This window comes from uncultured Fibrobacter sp. (genome assembly GCF_900316465.1).
Classification (GTDB): Bacteria; Fibrobacterota; Fibrobacteria; order Fibrobacterales; family Fibrobacteraceae; genus Fibrobacter.
Genome location: NZ_ONDD01000001.1, coordinates 160916 through 180022 on the forward strand (window position 1 = coordinate 160916; position 19107 = coordinate 180022).

Annotated in this window: 18 protein-coding genes and 2 tRNA genes; 6 read left to right on the forward strand and 14 right to left on the reverse strand. The window is 51.0% G+C overall.

The genetic code is table 11. The annotated features are described in order from the left end of the window. Window positions 1–60 precede the first annotated feature (60 nt). From QZN53_RS00515 to QZN53_RS00545, 7 genes are all read right to left on the reverse strand, one after another. Entirely contained in the window at window positions 61–2229 is a 2169-nt protein-coding gene (locus QZN53_RS00515; RefSeq protein ID WP_163436690.1) for a fibro-slime domain-containing protein, read from the reverse strand. A 143-nt stretch (window positions 2230–2372) separates the two neighbouring features. Then, window positions 2373–2858: a hypothetical protein gene (locus QZN53_RS00520; protein WP_163436691.1), complete on the reverse strand. Its 486-nt coding sequence runs from the start codon at window positions 2856–2858 to the stop codon at window positions 2373–2375. A 59-nt stretch (window positions 2859–2917) separates the two neighbouring features. Next, the gene (locus QZN53_RS00525) at window positions 2918–3688 is read right to left on the reverse strand and encodes a hypothetical protein (protein WP_163436693.1); all 771 of its coding nucleotides are present in this window, start codon (window positions 3686–3688) and stop codon (window positions 2918–2920) included. 16 nt (window positions 3689–3704) lie between these two features. Then, window positions 3705–4022 carry an AzlD domain-containing protein gene (locus tag QZN53_RS00530; protein WP_088627991.1) on the reverse strand — a complete coding sequence of 106 codons (318 nt, stop codon included), beginning with the start codon at window positions 4020–4022 and terminating at the stop codon, window positions 3705–3707. Beyond that, window positions 4013–4717, reverse strand: a complete 705-nt coding sequence (locus QZN53_RS00535) for an AzlC family ABC transporter permease (RefSeq protein WP_163436695.1) — start codon at window positions 4715–4717, stop codon at window positions 4013–4015. The genes QZN53_RS00530 and QZN53_RS00535 overlap by 10 nt, the downstream gene beginning before the upstream one ends. 111 nt (window positions 4718–4828) lie before the next feature. After that, window positions 4829–7069, reverse strand: coding sequence for a cellulase family glycosylhydrolase (locus QZN53_RS00540; RefSeq protein ID WP_163436696.1), 2241 nt, complete (start codon window positions 7067–7069; stop codon window positions 4829–4831). A gap of 199 nt (window positions 7070–7268) precedes the next feature. Next, entirely contained in the window at window positions 7269–7706 is a 438-nt protein-coding gene (locus QZN53_RS00545) for a hypothetical protein (RefSeq protein WP_163436698.1), read from the reverse strand. A gap of 97 nt (window positions 7707–7803) precedes the next feature. Here QZN53_RS00545 and mltG point away from each other — a divergent pair, with 97 nt between their 5' ends. From mltG to QZN53_RS00565, 4 genes are all read left to right on the forward strand, one after another. Next, window positions 7804–8811, forward strand: a complete 1008-nt coding sequence (gene mltG / locus QZN53_RS00550) for an endolytic transglycosylase MltG (protein WP_163436700.1) — start codon at window positions 7804–7806, stop codon at window positions 8809–8811. Between the two features lie 107 nt (window positions 8812–8918). Further along, window positions 8919–10250 carry an MATE family efflux transporter gene (locus QZN53_RS00555; protein ID WP_163436702.1) on the forward strand — a complete coding sequence of 444 codons (1332 nt, stop codon included), beginning with the start codon at window positions 8919–8921 and terminating at the stop codon, window positions 10248–10250. A gap of 95 nt (window positions 10251–10345) precedes the next feature. Next, window positions 10346–10771, forward strand: a complete 426-nt coding sequence (locus tag QZN53_RS00560; RefSeq protein ID WP_088627997.1) for a hypothetical protein — start codon at window positions 10346–10348, stop codon at window positions 10769–10771. Then, on the forward strand, window positions 10772–11644 hold the full coding sequence (locus QZN53_RS00565; protein WP_163436704.1) for a biotin--[acetyl-CoA-carboxylase] ligase: 873 nt from the start codon (window positions 10772–10774) through the stop codon (window positions 11642–11644). Between the two features lie 18 nt (window positions 11645–11662). Here the strand turns inward: QZN53_RS00565 and QZN53_RS00570 are convergent, their stop codons facing one another. The 5 genes from QZN53_RS00570 to QZN53_RS00590 form a co-directional block, all read right to left on the reverse strand. Beyond that, window positions 11663–11896: a hypothetical protein gene (locus QZN53_RS00570; RefSeq protein ID WP_088627999.1), complete on the reverse strand. Its 234-nt coding sequence runs from the start codon at window positions 11894–11896 to the stop codon at window positions 11663–11665. Further along, window positions 11883–12776 carry a 4-hydroxybenzoate octaprenyltransferase gene (locus tag QZN53_RS00575; RefSeq protein ID WP_294650832.1) on the reverse strand — a complete coding sequence of 298 codons (894 nt, stop codon included), beginning with the start codon at window positions 12774–12776 and terminating at the stop codon, window positions 11883–11885. The genes QZN53_RS00570 and QZN53_RS00575 overlap by 14 nt, the downstream gene beginning before the upstream one ends. Window positions 12777–12778: 2 nt before the next feature. After that, window positions 12779–13408: a UbiX family flavin prenyltransferase gene (locus tag QZN53_RS00580; protein ID WP_163436705.1), complete on the reverse strand. Its 630-nt coding sequence runs from the start codon at window positions 13406–13408 to the stop codon at window positions 12779–12781. After that, window positions 13405–14085 (reverse strand): ubiquinone/menaquinone biosynthesis methyltransferase, encoded by a 681-nt coding sequence (locus QZN53_RS00585; protein ID WP_163436707.1) that lies wholly within the window; start codon window positions 14083–14085, stop codon window positions 13405–13407. The genes QZN53_RS00580 and QZN53_RS00585 overlap by 4 nt, the downstream gene beginning before the upstream one ends. Before the next feature lie 71 nt (window positions 14086–14156). Further along, entirely contained in the window at window positions 14157–16667 is a 2511-nt protein-coding gene (locus tag QZN53_RS00590) for a CotH kinase family protein (protein ID WP_205428104.1), read from the reverse strand. 209 nt (window positions 16668–16876) lie between these two features. Here QZN53_RS00590 and QZN53_RS00595 point away from each other — a divergent pair. Beyond that, window positions 16877–16949 (forward strand) — tRNA-Phe (locus QZN53_RS00595). A gap of 83 nt (window positions 16950–17032) precedes the next feature. Here the strand turns inward: QZN53_RS00595 and QZN53_RS00600 are convergent. Next, window positions 17033–18169 (reverse strand): HD domain-containing phosphohydrolase, encoded by a 1137-nt coding sequence (locus QZN53_RS00600; protein WP_163436711.1) that lies wholly within the window; start codon window positions 18167–18169, stop codon window positions 17033–17035. Between the two features lie 85 nt (window positions 18170–18254). Here QZN53_RS00600 and QZN53_RS00605 point away from each other — a divergent pair. Further along, a tRNA-Ser gene (locus QZN53_RS00605) sits at window positions 18255–18335 on the forward strand. A 42-nt stretch (window positions 18336–18377) separates the two neighbouring features. On the opposite strand, the gene QZN53_RS00610 is transcribed toward QZN53_RS00605, so the two are convergent. Beyond that, complete coding sequence (locus QZN53_RS00610) at window positions 18378–19091, reverse strand: ComF family protein (protein WP_163436713.1); 714 nt, start codon at window positions 19089–19091, stop codon at window positions 18378–18380. Window positions 19092–19107 lie beyond the last annotated feature (16 nt).

The window sequence follows — 19107 nt, forward strand, 5'->3', positions numbered from 1 at the left end:
AGGACCATATCCACTAAGCAGCAAAGCTGCAAGTGGATATTGGCAAGGCCGGGATGACATTTAGCGCACATTCACGCGGCGGGTTTCGCGGGCGACCTTCACGATGTACGAACCCGGATTGAGGTTCGGCACCACCGTTTCAGCACCAGCGAGCATGCCCTGACGCACCACACGTCCCTGCAAATCCATCACAGCATACTTAGCAGCAGAATTCGTTACAGTAATCGTAAGGGCCTGCGGCAGACTGTTCTTCACGGTAAAGCTTGCGCCAGCAATGCGGGCAACAGGCTTGATCACATCAGTACCGATACGGAACGTCATAACCTTTGCCGATTTACCATCAATATTGACAAACAAGGTATAGCGACCTTCCGGCAGGTTAATCTTGGACTTGTCAACTACAGGCGACGCAATATTTGTAAGGTCAATGCCTCCGTGATAGACGCCCGGAGTAGAAAGATCCTTAAAGCCATCAACAATCGAATCCGTCAGAGAAACTCCATTGACAAGCGTGTATGAAACCTGAGTGAACTTATGAACCGTGGAAGTGTCAATGCAAATTGTCTCCGGTTCTCCACTGATGCCACATGTTCCAGTCATCCTTGTATAGCAGATGGAGTAATCAGATTCCGCCGGCTTTTCCGCGTTCTTGGCAGACTTGATTTGAATAGCAACATCGTTCAAGGATTGCATGAACATATTCGTTCTAATCTGGAGGTTGCTCATGGTAGTACGACGGTCGCAAGCGAAAATATCTACGTCATACATATTGCCATCCACAAGCGTTCCGCTCGCGCCCTTGAACGCATCAAGGCTCACGTAACCCGGAGCATCCAGGTGGACACCGCCCAAATCAATTGCAAGCTTATTGTCGATGAACGCCCAAATGTCATCGCTACCGCGAAGAGCTAAGCGAAGTCCCGGCTTGTAGGTAAACTTGGCATGTGTTTCATAGCAGAAATGATGGTTGCGTCCACCAGTTCCATCGGCTTTAACCGTAGATGTCCAGCGATATCCTGTAGGATCCACCTGCTTCTGCACAGGGGTATCTGTTCCATTCTTATAGAACTGCCAACCCTCAGGAGCAGTCGTTTCACAACTCCAGCCAAACACACAATTTTCCGGATACGTTTTCGGCAAATTAAAGGCCGTTTGGACAAATGCTTCGGTGGTTCCACCATCGGCAAACATGCCTTCACAGTCAAGTCCCTTATTCCAACCTGGGCCATTGCACAACAAATCCATTACAGGAACGCCTTCCAGAGAGTCGAGTTTTCTGAGCGAAGGACCGTAGAACACCGGACCCTCGGCATCACGCTTGGTACGGGCTGCCGCAACAGGAGTTTGGTCCGGGCCGGCAAGTTTCACAGTCTCATCCGTCGTTGTTTCTACCGGGAAGAATCCACCGAGAGCCTGTGTTCCGGGAGCTATATAGTAATCGGAGTTGAATTCCCACCAGCCACCTTGTTGCATGTGTAAAACAGGCATGTCATAGCAGCTCATTTCGTTCACATTTTCAGTATAATTGAACAGCTGGTTAAAATACTTTTCGTCAATAAAGCATTTCTTGCCTTCTGCAGTCAATTTCGGTTTCTTAGTCGTCGCATCAAGCGTCGATTCCACGATTCCCGGAGTCACTCCAATACAATCGTTCACAGCCTTAACAGCTGCCGTCGTATCGACATCCTGTGCACCAAACTGGCAACCTTCACCACCGGCCGAATAGCAAGAGAATGCCGGGTGCAACTTGGCATCGGAATCGTATACAATCCAAGACAATTCATACGAACAGATACCCTCTATCGAAGTCACTTCGCTTACGTTATAATAGAAACCGTCTGCATTGGTCTTTTGTGATTCATCCGGCACAAAAAACAGAGAATCAACCATACTAAAGATCGTTTTCAAAGAAATCGGGGTTGCCGCCGAACCAGTTTCCCAGTTGCCGTTCACACCGAGCATATCTTCGCGCGTTGCATCATCATCGCGGAAAATCACCACGTTATCAGTAGCTTCATTGTCGGCAAACGTGTACTCGTACCAGCCGCACAGATATCCGTAAGCCGTCATTGGCTTACCGGTTACACCACCATCGGTACTGATCATGGGAGCCGATGCCACCCATTCTTCCATATCGGGTGGAACCAACATAAAGAAATGCTTTTGACCAGCCCATGCCGCAGAACACGCCAAAGCGGCACAAGCCATAACAGACAAACATCTTTTCATACGGACCTCCTAATTATCCAATAATGAACACGCTAAATATATATGAAAAACTTACATAACGCAAGTTATTATTTACAAAATAACCCAAAATGCAAAAAGATGTAACATCTGTTACATCTTTTCCCGTTTTATAAAAGTCCCTATTAGTACAACTTCTTCATATCGGTCAGTTCGCCGCCCTTTTCGTGGAAGAGCACCAGCGAGCCGCCATCCATCTTCTTGAATATGGCCGTAAGCTTTGCAACGGCATCGGCTTCTTCGAAACCGATTTCGTTGTAGGCGGTTTCGCCAATGACAAGCCCGACATTCACCATGTCGGGAGCCTTGCGACGCAGGTAGTTCAACAGGTCTTCGTCGCTATTGAGGATATCTGTTGCGGTCGGCTTTTCAAGTTCCGACGGATCGCGCGTGCTTACTAGCAGCGGATACATGTTGTCGGCAACAGCCTGTTTGGAGTTCAGGTAGAAGGTATTGCCCACGAACAAACTAATGGAGTCGTTCAGCACCTGACGCACTTCGAACATAATGTCGCTCTGCGACGAGGCTTCCTGGATTTCGAGTTTGGAGGGACCGCAAGCCATAAAGACAAGCGAAAACGAGACAAGGGCCATAAGGGCAATTTTCTTCATGTTTTCTCCTTTCGGCATTGCAAAAGACAACGCCAGTATTCCGCCCTTTAATATATAATTTATTTATGTAAAATGCGCATTGCACGCTCTATGAGCTCGGGTTTTAGCTCAAAAATGCGGCTCAAGGTCTCAACGCGTGCAGATTCGTCGATTTTTTCGATACGAGAACCATTGGCATCGCGGGTCACGAGATTGCCCTTCTGGTAATAGTACTGAACCCCACGTTCGCGGTCCAGGCGGTTGAGCACCGGGTAAGTCATCATTTCGCGGTAAAAGCTTTCATTCCAGTGCTGCTTGAATTCTTCGACAGAGACTCCCTCGACAGGATATTCGAAGCGGAGCTTCATTGGCGCTCCCGCACCGCCCGTCCATAAGGCCATGCTGTCCACTGTCGGGCGGTCCAGCCTTACCGTATTCGGGACCAGCGGGAAAAAGGCTGTGCCCTTGCCTTGCGGAGGCGGCAAGGGAATCGGGAGCGGATCAAAAATCAGGTAGCCCGGATCGAAGAGATATTCTGTCGACGAAAGAAAATCGGTATCGGGCAAAATCAAGGCGCAGTGGATATTCTTTTCTTTGCGCTTGTGGCCCATAACCAGACGCGGATTTAGCCCCATATCCCTAAACACTTGGTACAAATGCCAAGTCATGCTAAAGCAGGTGCCGCCACCCATCCAGGCGTCAACATCGTTCTGAAAACTGTCATCCAGTTTTTGTGCCGCTGTGGAACTGCCCGTGGATTCCAGACGAATAATCTTCGTCAGGTTCTCGTAGGTGACTTTGGACAACTTATCGCAGATGTCCTGAATCTTTTTCCACAATTCGGGCTGCATAGTGCAAATGTAGAAATTACACCAACAGCATAATGCCGTCGACGCCGAGCACAGTCACGCAAGCGACCACGGCAACGCCCACCAGCCCAAGGCCAAGGAGCGAAGCGACGACTGCCGCCACCAGGGCGCATGCGCCCGAAAGTTTGCTATCGGTCGAATAAAGAATCGCAGGCACAGTCATGGCGGCAAGCACCGTATACGGCACATACGCCAAGAAGGAACGCCAGAAACGGCTCTTGATTTTACCCTTCAAAAGCACGAACGGCACTGCACGCAACAAGTAGGTTACGCCAGCCATCACGAGCAGGAACAAGAAGTAATCTCTTAAGTGCATGATTCCTCCTCGTCTTTAACCGGGAAGATTGCCGCTCCCACGAGCGAGGCCACAAGCGCACAAATGATAATCGCAAAACCGACCGTCACACCGCTCAGAGCAGGAACGTATTTGAATGCAAGGCTGCAAGCAATTGCAATCAACACGGCAACCAAAGTCGGGCGGTGAGCCTTCATTTGCGGCACCACAATCGCCACAAACATTCCGTACAGAGCAACACCCAAAGCATTCGTCACGACCGCAGGCAAGATTTCGCCACAAATGGCACCGCACAAAGTACCCGAAGACCAGCCGATATACGGAAGCACCATAAGGCCAGCAAAATAACGTGCCGTCACAGGTTCACTCTGGCTTACAGCAAGCGCATAAATTTCGTCGGTGATTCCGGTTGCCAGCATCAGGCGCTTGAACGTGCCGAAACTCGGCGCCACCTTTTGCGACAAAGAAATCGCCATCAGGCTATAACGCAAATTGATAAAGAACGTGGCAATTGCCATCTCAATAAAAGTCCCCGCGGCATCGGACATAATCTGCAGCCCCGCAAACTGCCCCGCCGAGGTAAGATTCGTCATCGAAATAAAGGTGACCAGCGGCCAAGAAAGCAACTTGGAGCCGGCAATTCCGAACGAAAACGACACCGCAAAGTAGCCCAGTCCAATCGGAAGTCCGTCTTTTACACCATTTGAAAATTTCATGGGCGCAAATATAGAAAAACCTCATAACAAAACTATGCAGATATACAAATTTATGCATACAAAACAAAACCCCCGCCAAAAAAGCGGGGGTTCAACACTACTGGAGTCTAATTACTTGATCGAAATCTGGCGAGTCAGGCTGTTGGAACCCGAACGCACGCGCACGATGTAGTTGCCCTGGCGGAGCATGTCGAGAGCAACGGAGGCGCTCACCTGCTTAAAGCCTACAACCGGGCGACCCTGCATATCGAATACATTGACATCGGCCCAAGCAGCACCGCCCACATGGAGCATGCGGCCTTCGATAGAGAGCAAGATCGAATTCGACACCGGCGCAGCTGCGATGGTGGTGTTTTCAACCGTGAGCTTGATTTCGTACTTTTCGCCATTGAGTTCAATAGTTTCGCTGTAAGAACCAGGCTGAATGTAACTCGGCACAGAACCCGAAATCGTCACCTGGTTACCCGACTGTTCCATCTTCAAGAAGTGGAGATTCCAACTCTTGCGGGCATAAGAGACAACATCATCGAACGTGACCGTTTCGAAATTACCGCCCTGGGCAATGCTCTGAACCAGTTCGCCCACCACAACGACGGCGAGGACTGCAGACGAGCTGCTCGGCACCTCTTCGGAACTTGAAGAAACGAGCACCTCAGAGCTAGAGGATTCTACACTAGAAGAACTTTCTACAACCGCTTCGCTGCTGCTGGATTCTTCGGAGCTGCTGCTTATGACAGGCGATGCGCTAGAGCTAGACTCCACCGGTTCTTCGGAACTGGAGCTGGATTCAGCGCTAGAGCTAGATTCGACACTGCTGTTCGACGATTCCGGTTCAGAGCTAGAAGATTCTACGCTGGAAGAACTTTCCACAACCACTTCGCTGCTGCTGGATTCTTCAGAGCTGCTGCTTACTGCAGGCTCTTCAGAACTAGAAGACGCAACCTCAGAGCTAGAGGACTGAATAGAACTGGAGAATGCGACGCTGGAAGAACTTTCCAAAATCACTTCGCTGCTACTAGATTCCACAGAGCTGGAAGATGCAATGCTTGAAGACGAGGCAATAGAGCTCGAAGAAACTACAGAGCTGCTAGACGCCACACTCGAAGAGGACTTTGCAGAACTAGAGGACTGAATGGAACTAGAAGAGACGACGCTCGAAGAAGAAACAACCGAGCTAGAAGACTGGACAGAGCTGGAGGATGCAACGCTAGAAGAAGAGACTACGCTGGAGCTAGACGACGCAGGCGTTACAGCGCAGGCCGTGTACACCTTGTTGCGAATCGGAGCAAACACATTTTCATTCACCCAATTACCACTTTCCGAATAATTCCAGGCACCACCACTAAAATAGGAAGCCGTTTCATTCTTGTTCGATACAGACCAGTTTGCACCTGACAACTGGTTCTTGGTCATCCACTGATACCAAGTACTGCTATAATCTTTGTTAAAGCCACCATTGCCACTCGGTGCAGAATTACCCCATTCGGTCACGAAGACCGAAAGTCCGCCTTGCATCGCCTTTTCTGCCCTAGCACCCTGATCATCAGTCTTGTGACGATACGGATCATCACCCGCATAGTAGTGGAACGAATATGCCACGTTAGCATCATTGAGCGGTTCAACAAGAGCTGCATTGGTATACTGATCATAGTATGGAGTTCCCACCACAATCAGGTTGTCGGAATAAGTACGAATTGTTTTGATAATCGTTTTTGCATAAGGGACAATTTTTTCTTTCCAGTAGTTTTGCGCTCCGCTCAGGTCAAACCAGCTGTCAGAACAATTGTTCTTGGGCTCGTTGTAGATTTCAAAAATCACGTTGTCATAGCCGCCCCATTTTTCAGCCATATAGCTAAAGAACGACTGCGCGTTACTCGTAATCTGTTCTGCACAATGACTATGGAAATCGACAATCACATAGATATCGTTTTTAATGGCGGCCGTTACCACCGAGTCCATTAAATTCCTATGGAAATTCGTATTCGTAAAATAGTTTCCGTTTCCATTTTGCCAATCGCCATCAACACCGACAGGGCCACGGATCAATTGGATGTTCTGTTTTTCTACAAATCCCGAAATCGTTTTTCCGTTCCAATAAGCCGGACCTTCGTCACCACTAGCCATGCTCCAGAAAAGGCTCATGCCCTGCACAGCAACTTCGTTACCGGCGGTCACGCCCTTACAGCTACCGTAAATGCGGCCATAGTTCTGAGAGTTCTTGCCGGCCTGCAGCTGACCGTACTGGCTTACCGGACCCACGCGGGTAGGTGTCACGGCAGCGGACGAAAGAGAAATAAACCCTGCAGCGAGCACGCTCAAGCCAAGCATTTTTGCACTAAATCTGATTGCCATATATCCTCTGATACACCAATTTTCGCAACCAAATTTAGATTATTAGGCCTTATTTTACACGTGATTTCTAGCACATAACAAATTGATAATGTTTACGCATGTAGACTAATCACCGCAAATGCGGCACAACAAGTTCCACAAAAAAAAGAAGCCCGGCTTTTAGGCCAGGCAACTAGAAAGCGAGATGTCGCGAAACGAATTAGTTTTCGTTGTTGTGCATTTCCATCTGTTCGCGGTCCATCGTGTGCTGCAAGTATTCCTTGAAGTCACGGTCGATGTTCACTCCATCGAGGTCGAGGTCGTCGTTTTCCAACACGAACACGGCGCTCGGGTTATCGAGCCAGCCGACCACGTCCACCTGATCGAGTTTCATGGACTTGTCGCCTGCAGCCTGTGCAACGTATTCAATCTTAGACTTCTGTACCCAACCCTGTCCGCAAGGACCCTTCACGAGCACTTCAGTTTCGCCATCCTTAAGGATCGTAAGTTCATCATTGAAACCAGCCGTGCAAACAACGGAACCGCCATCTTTTTCCTTGGTCAGGTCCACGTCACCGATCTTGGATTTCACCTTCTTGCCAGCAGCGAAAGAAACGCCAACCATGAGAGCAAGAGCAATTAAGAGCACCTTTTTCATATCTTTCCTCAGAAACAGGTTAAAAACTTGACAATGCAAGTACGAATATACCTTTTATTTTTGACTTTCGTCAGATTTTCTTTTAAATTTTTGCGATATGAAGAAGATTTTACTTATTTTGGCCATCATTTTGGCACTTTTGGGCACTTTTTTGACCGTAAACCTCAAGTCCAGGATGGGGGCAACGGCTGAAAACGCCCAAACAGCCCTCATCGAGGTCCCCAAAGGGAGCTCTCCCTCTAAAGTTTTCCAAATCCTAAAACAGAATGGAATTTGGAGCGACGACCTCGCCTTCCGGTTGACCATGAAAAGGTTGAACCCGAGCCTCAAGGCCGGCTGGTTCGAAATTCCCGCAGGCCTCACACTGCCACAGGTACTCGCCATTATCGAAAGCGGCAAGGTCGCCGTACGCCGCGTGACCATTCCCGAGGGTCGCGCCTCGTGGGAAATCCCGGCCTATATAAAGAAGGCCTACCCCGACTTTGACGAGAACCGCTGGAACAAGCTCGTCCAAGACCCGAAGTTCGCCCGCTCGCTCGGAGTCGAGGCCAACTCCCTGGAAGGCTACCTGCTCCCCGACACCTACCCCTTCCCGATTGACGCCGACGAAGAGACCATCCTGAAGCACATGGTGGCCGCGAACCTCAAGGTCCGCGACGAAATGGAAAAGCGCCCGGGCTCCATGTGGAAGACCCTCGGCAGCTGGCACAAGGTGCTCACGCTTGCAAGCGTGGTCGAAGAAGAAACCGGCATTCCCGAAGAACGCCCGCTGATTGCAGGTGTGTTCCACAACCGCCTGCGCATTGGCATGCCGCTCGGGGCAGACCCCACGGTGCGGTTCATTTTCAGGAACCTGACCGGCCCGATTTACAAGAGCCAGCTGAACAGCAACAGCCCCTACAACACCCGCAAATTCAAGGGACTCATGCCGGGTCCGATTTCGAACCCGGGCCGCAAGGCAATTGAAGCAGCGCTGTTCCCGGCCACGACCGACGCCCTTTACTTTGTTGCAAAAGACGACGGTTCCATGACGCATTTCTTTAGCTCCAACTTGGCCGACCACAACAAGTATAAGGACGTTGCCGCCAAGAACCGTGGGGAGTAAAATCCGGCAAAGTCACCCTAAAAAGTGATTCATCCGATACAGTTGTATACAGAAAAAATTTCAAAACCCTAGCCTTTAGGTTGGGGCTTTTCTAACATTGGCGCCGTATGCAGGTGCAAGTCAAGGACCGTTCCCTATTAAGCCTTTCGTGGCCGCTGTTCATTACCTTCGGCATCGCCACGTGCCAGCCCATGATGGACAGCTGGTTCCTGTCGCGTACGTCGGAATCGGCAGCGGCGGGCGTGGGGGCATTAATGCCCGTGCTGGGCGCGCTCTTTATGGCTATCAACGCATTCGCCCAGGCAGGGGCGAGCATCGCCTCGCAATTCATTGGGGCAGAACGCCCCAGGCAAGCAGGCACCACCCAGACTATGGTGTTGTTGGGCAGCCTCTTGTTAGGCATTGCAATCACGCTGGTTATAATTCCCCTAAACAACCAGATTGTAAGCTGGATGGGGCTTACCGGCGATGCCGCCCACCACGCCCGCGACTTCTTGCATATCGTCTCTATCGGTTTTGCGTTCCGCGCCCTGCAATCCACCCTCACGTCCTTAATTGCGACCCACGGTCTTACCGTATGGAACCTGTTCGGAAACATCATCACGATTATTTCGAACGCCATCATGAACGTGATCTTTTTGAACGGATACCTCGGGTTCCCCCAGATGGGCGTGAAGGGCGTGGCGCTTGCCACCATGCTTTCGTGGCTGATTGCCGCAAGCATCCTGTTCCTGATTTTGCGAATCAAGGTCCACCACAAGATTCGCCGTACCGACTTCAAGCGTTCCCGTGTGATTCTGCCCGACTGGATCCGCATCGGATTCCCCGCCGCGGTTGAGCCTGTTAGCTTCCAGATTTTCCAAGTCGTGCTGACAGCGATTGTGGTGCACTTGGGCATTATCGCCATGACCGCCCGCATCTTTAGTGCGAACTTCGCCATGCTCGCCGTTATCTTGAGCGTGGGCCTGAGCAGCGGAAACCAGATTCTCGTGGCCCACCTCGTAGGCGCCCACGATTTTGACAAGGCGAACCGCCGACTCCACCAGAGCCTGATTGCCGGAAGCGCCAGCGGGCTCATCGTGGCCATCATCGTGGCCATCTTTGGCACCCAGTTGCTTTCGTTCTACACCAGCGACCCCGAAGTCATTCGCCTGGGTAAGCTCTGCCTGTGGTGCGACGTGATTCTGCAGCCCTTCAAGGCCGCGAACATGGTCATCACCTCGGCCCTCCGCGCCTCAGGTGATTCCAAGTTCCCCGCCATCGTAGGCTCGGCCATGATGTGGACCTGCGGCCTGGGCACCGCCCTCCTGCTCGCCTTCGGCCTCAACCTCGGCCTCGTGGGCATCTGGCTCGGCATGGCCTCCGACGAATTCTACCGCTCCATTGTCAACTACATCCGTTGGCGCGGCGGTAAATGGAAACAATACGGCGTGGTTTGATCCCAAATGCCACAAATTCAAGTTTTAAGCCACTTTTTATCACGCTTTTTTGCTCGCCCCTTTTATTTGGGGCGTTTTCATTGTATATTGTAGCTATGATTTTTTCGTTCAAGCATAAGGTGATGTTCTTGTTGTGCGCAGCAGCTTTCTGCTGGTCGCAGGATTTGGACAAACCCGTGAACGATGTTGAAGTGTTCCGCCCCGAAAAGCGCGACACCAAGGTGCAGCTGGTAGATTCGACCAAGAGCAATTCCGTCACCTTGAACGTGGACATCTTTGCCGACGGTATCGTCGGGTCGTACTACATTCTGTGGGACGACGTCGACCTCTCCGAAGACATCAAGAAGCAGATGACCACCCGCGACTTCGCCCGCGACGAATTCTTTATGCAGAACATCGACCGCGAACAGTTCGAACAGGAACGTTTGCTGCAGCTCTTCGAAGACAAGAAGAAGCAATACTTTGCAATCTTCCCCGAAGAAGCTTTGAAGATGATCGAAGACGCGCAAAAAGACCAATAAATGTTCTCCAAAGAAAGAACCTTTAACGACTGGAAACTCGGCGGATTCGGAAGCGCACCCGCATTTCTTTTTGACAGCATTGAAAGCACTCACAGTTTAATGAAGGCCCGCGCTGCAGCAGGCGAAATTGAACCGGGAACATTGTTTGTGGCCGACACGCAAACAGCAGGACACGGACGTCACGAACGCACCTGGGTCTCCCCCGCCGGGCAAAATCTTTACTTCAATATTCTGATTCCGCTTGACGGAATTCCACTTGCATCGGCTCCGCAAGTCACGCAGGTCGCGGCCCTCACCTTTGCCGAAGTTTTCAAGAGCCTGCAAGACGACGCCAACGCGCAAGGACTCGGAAACCAACGCGTCGGAAAAATCACAGTCAAGTGGCCCAACGACATTCTTTGCGGCAAAAGCAAGTTCTGCGGAATTTTGGCGGAGATTGTATACGCACCGTCTGCATCAGGGGCGCCGAAACCAGCGATTAGCATGGGAGTGGGCATCAACGTCAACAGTAGCCCTCTCGATTACGCGCACCTGGGCCGCGCCGTCACCACGCTCAAGGAAATTTGCGGTCAAACAATCAATCGCGAAAAACTCTTGCAAATGCTTATCGCAAACCTTGAACGCGCCCTCGGGCAGTTCCGCGCTTTCGGCATTCGCCCGTGGGTTGCCGCCTGGAAACGCATGGACCAGTTCATCGGCGCACGCGGCACCATCGTAGTCAACAACCACTGCACCGACCAAAACCGCAACAGCGGCGCAGGCGCTATCAAAAAAACAGGCACCATCCTCGACATGCAAGATGATGGAAGCCTGTTATTCAAATGCGACGACGGTACAACAGAAACCGTCTATTCCGCTGACTTGGAAATATAGTCAGCTATTCTTTTATCTTTATTTTCTTTTCGTCTTGTAGAACAAGCTGCCCACAAGCGAAACGGCAAGCACCACAATCATCGCGGTAAGACCCATGTCGGCAAGATTCTTGTACTCGCCCACATGCCCCGACTCAATGAGCATAATAATGATCAGCGCAATGACGGCAGCGGTAGCGCCCATGCGGTCGAACATTTTGATTTTATCTTCGATGGTAAAGGGCTTCTTGAACGGACCATTAGTAAAGGGCATTGACATCGCCTCCCATGCAGATCCACACGATGAGTCCTGCCATCACAAGTACGCTAATGGCGACGTTTGCCAAAAAGAAATCGCGATTCATGGCATCGAGGTCATCGGATTTGCGGAATAAATGGATGTAGAGGATTGCGGCAGTCATTAGGCCCGTTACCACCCACCAAGGGATTCCCATGCCCCAGAACACGCCAAAAACCACGCACAAGGCAAGCATAGCCACATGGCTCCAGAAAGCAATCTGCAAGGCGCGTTTACGGCCAAAACGGGCAGGCACCGAATGCAGTCCCATCTGGCGGTCAATTTCTTCGTCTTGGGTCGCGTAAATAATATCGAAGCCGCCCATCCAGAGCATTAGAATCACGAGCAAGAAAATCGGGAATATAGCGAATTCGCCGCGAATGGCAATCCAGGCGCCAAGCGGGCTCATGCCTATCGCAAAGCCCAAGAACCAATGGCAAAGCCAGCTAAAGCGTTTCCAGTAGGAATAAGAAAGCAACAGGAGCCACACAGGCAATGCAAGCAAGCCGGCGAGCGGTTGTAACAGCGCCGCAAACAGCACGAAAAGCACTCCGTTTACGGCCAGGAAGGCGATTACCGACGCCTTGCTCAGGCGCCCTGCAGGCAGGTGACGCTTTGCGGTACGCGGGTTCTTGGCATCGATATCGGCGTCGGCAATGCGGTTAAAGCTCATGGCGCTGTTACGGGCGGTCACCATACAGCCCACAATAAGCGCAATCATCTTGACCGCCTCCGCGGCAGCCATGCCGCGGAAACCGCCCGCCGCGACCCACATGGAGCCAATCGCAAAAGGCATCGCGAAAAGCGAATGACTGAAGCGCACCATGTGCCCGAATTCAAGAACCTTTTTCAGCATACCTATTTCTTTTTCGCTCTCACCTTGGCCAAGTGCTTCACAGAAGGCGTCTTCTGTTTTACCACCTTAGGTATCGAAATTCCCTTCCAAGGTTTCACAATATCGGCAGCATCCCTCATCGCACCCAGATGCATCAAGATCTTTGCGACAACGGTATCTACCAATTCTTCAATTGTCTTCGGGTGATCATAAAAATGCGGCGACGCCGGAATCACAATCCCGCCTTGGCGGGTCAAGCGAGTCATGTTATCCAAGTGGATCAAGTTGTAAGGAGTCTCGCGCGGCACCACAATCAAAGGGCGGCGTTCTTTGAGGCATACATCGGCTGCACGAATCAGCAAGTTGTCCGACGTTCCGCCAGCAATGCGGCCAATTGTTCCCATGGAGCAGGGCACCACAACCATGCCTGCATAGTCGGCAGAACCACTCGCACATTCGGCAAAGAAGTTTTTCACGTCGGGGGCTTCGTCCACGTAATCGAACAATTCATCCTGGCCTTCGTAGGCTACCACGCCCCTGCCCGGCGGCGTCACCAAGGCGGTCACATGGTGCCCCAGGCGTTTTAAATGCATCGCGGTTCTTGTCGCGTAAATGGCGCCACTCGCGCCGGTCACCCCCAAAATGAACCTCATGTTCGTCTCCTTAGTAATACGCGGTAGGCCACCCCGAAAAAGCACGGCTTCACATGCACCAGTTCAAAGCCGTTCGACTCCGCCAACCTGACAAAGTCTGCAACCGGCAAAAAACGGAGCACCGAATTCACCAAATATTCGTAAGCTTCCCGCTTGCTAAAAAAGGCCCCCAGCACCGGAATAAAGAGCGGTGCAAGTCTCTTGTAGAAAAACTTGTTGAACGCATTCCTCGGCGAAAAGAATTCCAGCACCTGCAAGTACCCCCCATTCGAGAGCACGCGGGCAGATTCCTTCAAGCCGCCTTCGGCATCGGGCAAGTTACGCATTCCAAATCCGTTCAGAACCACATCGAACGAGGCGTCGCCAAAAGGCATTTTCATGGCATCGAGCTGCACGGGGATAGCCGTCATCGTCTTTCCTGCAGCGCCCTTCAACATTCCATAAGAAAAATCGCCTAAAACAGCGACATCGGGCTTGCCATTGAATTTTTCGTAAGTGACCGCAAAATCGCCCGTGCCTCCGCACAAATCCAAGAGACGTTTGCCGGGCTTTACCTTTTTCAGTTCGCGACAGCAACTGCGGCGCCACAAAATGTCCTGAAAGCAACTGAGCGTATGATTCAAAAAATCATAGCGACTGGCAATCTCGTCGAACATTCTGCGCACAGGGCTTATCATAGCGCCAAATATAGAAAAAGGAGCCTAGGCTTCAAGCCACAGGCTCCTTTCCAAAAACTTACAAAGCACTATTATTTGAAGGTTGCCGTAATAGACAAGCCTTCTGCAACTGTCGCGACACACATTTCCGGCACGCCAGCTACAGGTTCGCAACCCGTCCATCCGCCGAATATAGCACCTGCTTCGGGGATAGCCGTCAGCACCATTCCATTTCCGGCAAAGAACTTGGCCTTATAATTTGCGCTCGGCAAAGTCATGCCATCCATAACAATGGAGCCCTTACCATTTGCGGTAATCGAGACCGAAGTCATGCTTCCGACTCCAAATTCTTCCTGAATTTCAGACAGGAACTTGCCATCGCGTTCTTCTGCCCAGGGGCCGAGTCTTTCGCCATACGGATCAAAGCTATGGTTGTACTGGCCTCTTCTTTCCTTATAGGCATCCACATCCATATCCCTAGCAACATCTTCGGAATTAAGCATGCCAGCAAGGAACTTTGCTTTTGCCTTGACATTTTCTGCATTCAAGTAAGACTGAAGCATCACAGCGGCATGGTTCAGGAACAAACGCTTGAACGTGGGGTTTTCAATCAACTTCGTGTAAAGCACATGGAAGCAATGAACCTTTTCGCCGGTGATTTCTTTAGTGCTGCTGGTATGGCATTTAGCACCAGTATCACCGCGGCCACCCTGCTTGACCCACTTGAACATATTCGTGCTTTCGCTAAAGCCAGACACGCCCCAATCCCAGTCAAAGCCGTGGTCAAGGTCATAAATCATGAACTTCCAAAGCGGAGATTCCGGAGACTTCCAGACACGCACGTTGTTGTTCGGCCAGTCGCCGTTATGAACATACATTTCAGCAAGCATATAGTTGGCAAAATTACCCATATCCATGAGTTTAGTCATGTAGGTATACGCTTCATCGTCGGTGCTAAAGTCGTGAGAAGCGGCATATTCCAACATGGCGAGATATTCGTCAGCGGTACCGTTACTTGCTTCAACTTTTATACCCAAATGCTTGAGGAACGTGACCGACGAAGCATCGATTCCGTAATTCGTTTCTACAAAGTTCTTGTTGAAACGTTCACGCATGTCGTGAATACCATAATACTTACCATTGTAGAACACAACCACCTGACGGCTACGCTGGTAATCCACGCCACTTCCTTCAAGGATAGCGCCACCCACGGCATCGGCAAAGTAGTCGCTCACAAAACGGTTACCATTGTTACGCAGGTTAAAGCCCTTGTACTTGTCGTTCACGCCCTTGCGGGTTTCGAACAAAGGATACTTCAGCCAGGTTCCACCGAATTCTTCGCGCATCACGATGGCCACGGACTTCTTGCGTTCCATGCGGCTCCAGCCACCCATCAAGGAAATACCGCCATCGGCTTCCCAGGCTTTACCCTTGCTGCTTCTGCCTTTTTCGTAGTATTCCACGTGAACCGGAAGTTCACCCGGGTCATCCGGATAGCATTCGTTAGGAGCGTACATCTGGTCGCAATCCATATCGGGTTCGCCACCATTCGTCTTCTTGTAATACTTGGTAAAGAAGCTCGGATCTACACTTACGGCCACCACAGGCATATTAGCCGTTTCGTCGATAAAGTAGGTATTGGTCGTCACGTCCTTAGTAAGGAGACCATCCTTGAACGCGGCACAGCGAAGAACCGTAGTCGATTCAATCTTCATGTCCGACTTGAACTCTTCAGAATTCTTGGTCGGAACAGAGCCGTCCTTGGTGCAACGCACGGACACACCTTCCGGAACGTTCGGCTTGTTCAATGTCACAGAGCCATTGTAGAATCCACCGCCATGTTCACCGAAGCTGACTGTAGGCGTGACACCTTCGTAACCATCAGATACATTGTTCGGCTGTTCAGGAGTCGGCTTTTCAAAGAACTTCCAGGCACCGCCATCAATAATGCCCCAGCTCATACCCGCACTAAGTGCCGGATACTTGACCGAGTCACGGATAGAATAATACTGGTCGATCAGGTAAACCGTACCGCCATCCTTATTCAATTTCCAGCTGGTATGGGTACGTGTCTTATAAATGGTCGTGTCTGCAGAGGGTGCCACCGCATTCACATCGTTCTTGTCACAGAATACGGTACGGAAAGAGCGCGGAGCAATCAGTTCATCACCAAAGACCCACTTGCGCGGCTTTTCCAAATTTTCAACAAGCGAATAGCCCTTAAGGTTAGCAGCGGAATCGCCGGCATTGTAGATTTCAATCCAACCCGGGTCGTCTCCGTTTTCATCGAGCCAGTCCAGGTTCACCGGAGAAATTTCGGTAATCACCAGAGAAGAGTTACCTACCCAACGAACCGTCGTATCGGCCGGGACATAAATGATTCTATCTACATACTGCGTATCGCCCGTGACCGGGTCGATTGTACGGACAGTATCCCTCTGCCCCGGGGTTTCAACAATTTGAGTAATCGTATCGCCGGTAATCGAATCAACCTTGACCAAGGTATCGACCCTTACTGGAACAGGGTCATCGGCATGATTATGCGATGCAGATTCTTCCGTACAGGCTACCAAGCCCGAAAAAACCAAACTTAGTCCGCCCATCAAAGCAAGACATTTTACTTTGTTGAATATGTACACACTGCTATCCTATTAAAAACGTTTCCCAGGAAATCCCACTTTCCAAGGCCATATTCTTTAGCACCCAGATACTAAATTTAGAAGATTATTCAAAAAAAAGGGAAAAATGTCAGTAATATTCTATTTACCCTTGACAAGTATCACAGAGTGTTCTATATTTGGCCTACCAAGTCGGCGCTGTAGCTCAGTTGGTAGAGCAGCGGACTGAAAATCCGCGTGTCGTCAGTTCAACTCTGACCGGTGCCACGAAAAAAAGACCTCGATTTCGAGGTCTTTTTTAATTTTTGTTTTCAAACGCGTCAAAGAAAACGCGAAGTGTTTAGAAAATTTTAATTGGGGTCGTGGCGGTAAAGGCTGTAAATTTCGTCCCAATGTTCCATCAAGACGTCCACGAGCTCCGGCTGGAACTGCGCACCGCGCTGCTTGATGAATTCTTCCTTGACCTTTTCTTCGGGCCACGGTTGCTTGTAGCAACGCGGGCTAGAAAGCGCGTCCAGGACATCGGCAACGGAACAAATGCGGCCAGCCAAGGGGATATCTTCGCCGGCAATACCCTTCGGGTAGCCGCGACCGTCCCAGCGTTCATGGTGCGAACGGGCAATTTCGGCAGCAAAGCGAAGCAGTTTGCGCTTGGAGTTGTGAAGCATGTTGTAACCGATTTCGGAATGGGTCTTCATGATCGTGTATTCGTCATCGTTAAAGCGGCCGGGCTTATTCAAAATGGCATCGGGAATGCCGACCTTGCCCAGGTCATGCATCGGGGCCGCCAAGCGAATGCGTTCGACCTCGTTTTCCGGGAGGCCCAGGAACTTCGCCAGCATGCAAGAAATCTCGGCTACGCGCTGAATGTGGTCGCCCGTCTCCTGGCTGCGGTATTCCGAAACCTCACCCAGAATATGGATGATTTCGCGCTGGGTCGCTTCCAGTTCCATGTTCAACATGGCGGATTCAACCGTCTTTGCGGAATAAACTGCCGTAAGGCTCAGGCGTTCCAAGTCCTGTGTCGAGAATACGGCGGGTTCGCCCTGTTCGTCGGTTCCCTGCTTGTTAATCGCCTGGAACACACCCATCACGTTGCCCGCCGAATTCATGAGCGGAACCGTCATTACAGACGTTGTTCGATAATGGGTCTTTTCGTCGGAGCGACGGTCGAACCTAGGGTCTTGGTAGGCATCCTTGATCAGGAGCGGTTCGGCAGTCCTGACTGAATAGCCCACAAAGCCTGCGTTATACGGGATGCGAAGTTCACTTACACCGTGCGCAACCTTGGTCCACAATTCACCACGATCGTTATCGACAAGCCACAGGGAGCAGCGGTCCGCAGCCACAATGGCGCGACCCAAATCAGCCATCAGGATAAGCAAGCCATCCATCTTTCGCTCAGCCGCAATCTTCGGCATGTAAGCGAACAACAGCTCTAGTATCCTTTGGGACTCTACAACCTGTTTTTCATCCAGTTCCGTCATACTATGTAAAATTTAAATAAACTTTGTATTATTCACAACTATGCTTGACAGAATTAGGCGAATTTTTCTATCCTTGGGAAACCCTGGAGGAATAGGCTAATTGGTAAGTCAGCGGTCTTGAAAACCGCCGCCGTAAGGCTTGGGGGTTCGAGTCCCTCTTCCTCCGCTAGAAAGCTCCCTCTAGGGAGCTTTTTTTATTTGCCATCATTTACTCTACTTCCCATTCCATCTGGTTGTCGGCGACAAAATCGGCAACAGCCGAGGCAGGCTCGTCGTAAAGTAGCGTGCAGACCTTAATCGGTAGCGCAAAATCCCGCCCGAAGGCGGCAAGACACGCCGAGGTAGTTGCCCCAGTCGTAAAGACATCATCCACGACAATGACCGTTCCCGAAGTCGGAGGATTTTTCAACACGCACTCAAACGCAAACGCCACATTGCGCTCTCGTTCTTCCTTAGAAAGTTTGGTCTGCGAAACAACGAAAGTACGCCGTTTTAGCCAACGGCAAACTTTACCGTCCAAGGCAAGCGAAAGTGCCGCCGCAATCTTTTCGGCCTGGTTGTAGCCGCGTTCCCTATACCTGGCCCTATGGAGCGGCACAGGAACAAAGTAAAGCGGCTTTGGAAACATGGACAACTCTTCGCGCACAAGCCCGCACCGTACCGATGCCGAATGCTTGACCAAGTATGTCGCCATCCCAGAAATCCCCCTATACTTGAGCGCATGCACCAACCGCCGCGTCAATGGCCGCATGGGGTACAGGCTATAGGTATCCGGCCCGGGAGAAAGCTCTACCGTCGATTCGCGTTCCAGTTCCTTGACGCATTCCGGGCAAAGCCATGGGTCCAAGGCACCCGAAGGCGCCCTGCAGCCCAGACATTCGGCCCCAAAAACAAAACGTTCCACATTTTCTATCCAGCGCATATAAACTCCTCGGAGG

What these genes read in the sequence shown, in the direction of transcription:
- QZN53_RS00515 (WP_163436690.1), bottom strand. Translation starts at nt 2,229, where the DNA reads ATGAAAAGATGTTTGTCTGTTATGGCTTGTGCCGCTTTGGCGTGTTCT.
- QZN53_RS00520 (WP_163436691.1), bottom strand. Translation starts at nt 2,858, where the DNA reads ATGAAGAAAATTGCCCTTATGGCCCTTGTCTCGTTTTCGCTTGTCTTT.
- QZN53_RS00525 (WP_163436693.1), bottom strand. Translation starts at nt 3,688, where the DNA reads ATGCAGCCCGAATTGTGGAAAAAGATTCAGGACATCTGCGATAAGTTG.
- QZN53_RS00530 (WP_088627991.1), bottom strand. Translation starts at nt 4,022, where the DNA reads ATGCACTTAAGAGATTACTTCTTGTTCCTGCTCGTGATGGCTGGCGTA.
- QZN53_RS00535 (WP_163436695.1), bottom strand. Translation starts at nt 4,717, where the DNA reads ATGAAATTTTCAAATGGTGTAAAAGACGGACTTCCGATTGGACTGGGC.
- QZN53_RS00540 (WP_163436696.1), bottom strand. Translation starts at nt 7,069, where the DNA reads ATGGCAATCAGATTTAGTGCAAAAATGCTTGGCTTGAGCGTGCTCGCT.
- QZN53_RS00545 (WP_163436698.1), bottom strand. Translation starts at nt 7,706, where the DNA reads ATGAAAAAGGTGCTCTTAATTGCTCTTGCTCTCATGGTTGGCGTTTCT.
- mltG (WP_163436700.1), top strand. Translation starts at nt 7,804, where the DNA reads ATGAAGAAGATTTTACTTATTTTGGCCATCATTTTGGCACTTTTGGGC.
- QZN53_RS00555 (WP_163436702.1), top strand. Translation starts at nt 8,919, where the DNA reads ATGCAGGTGCAAGTCAAGGACCGTTCCCTATTAAGCCTTTCGTGGCCG.
- QZN53_RS00560 (WP_088627997.1), top strand. Translation starts at nt 10,346, where the DNA reads ATGATTTTTTCGTTCAAGCATAAGGTGATGTTCTTGTTGTGCGCAGCA.
- QZN53_RS00565 (WP_163436704.1), top strand. Translation starts at nt 10,772, where the DNA reads ATGTTCTCCAAAGAAAGAACCTTTAACGACTGGAAACTCGGCGGATTC.
- QZN53_RS00570 (WP_088627999.1), bottom strand. Translation starts at nt 11,896, where the DNA reads ATGCCCTTTACTAATGGTCCGTTCAAGAAGCCCTTTACCATCGAAGAT.
- QZN53_RS00575 (WP_294650832.1), bottom strand. Translation starts at nt 12,776, where the DNA reads ATGCTGAAAAAGGTTCTTGAATTCGGGCACATGGTGCGCTTCAGTCAT.
- QZN53_RS00580 (WP_163436705.1), bottom strand. Translation starts at nt 13,408, where the DNA reads ATGAGGTTCATTTTGGGGGTGACCGGCGCGAGTGGCGCCATTTACGCG.
- QZN53_RS00585 (WP_163436707.1), bottom strand. Translation starts at nt 14,085, where the DNA reads ATGATAAGCCCTGTGCGCAGAATGTTCGACGAGATTGCCAGTCGCTAT.
- QZN53_RS00590 (WP_205428104.1), bottom strand. Translation starts at nt 16,667, where the DNA reads ATGGGCGGACTAAGTTTGGTTTTTTCGGGCTTGGTAGCCTGTACGGAA.
- QZN53_RS00600 (WP_163436711.1), bottom strand. Translation starts at nt 18,169, where the DNA reads ATGACGGAACTGGATGAAAAACAGGTTGTAGAGTCCCAAAGGATACTA.
- QZN53_RS00610 (WP_163436713.1), bottom strand. Translation starts at nt 19,091, where the DNA reads ATGCGCTGGATAGAAAATGTGGAACGTTTTGTTTTTGGGGCCGAATGT.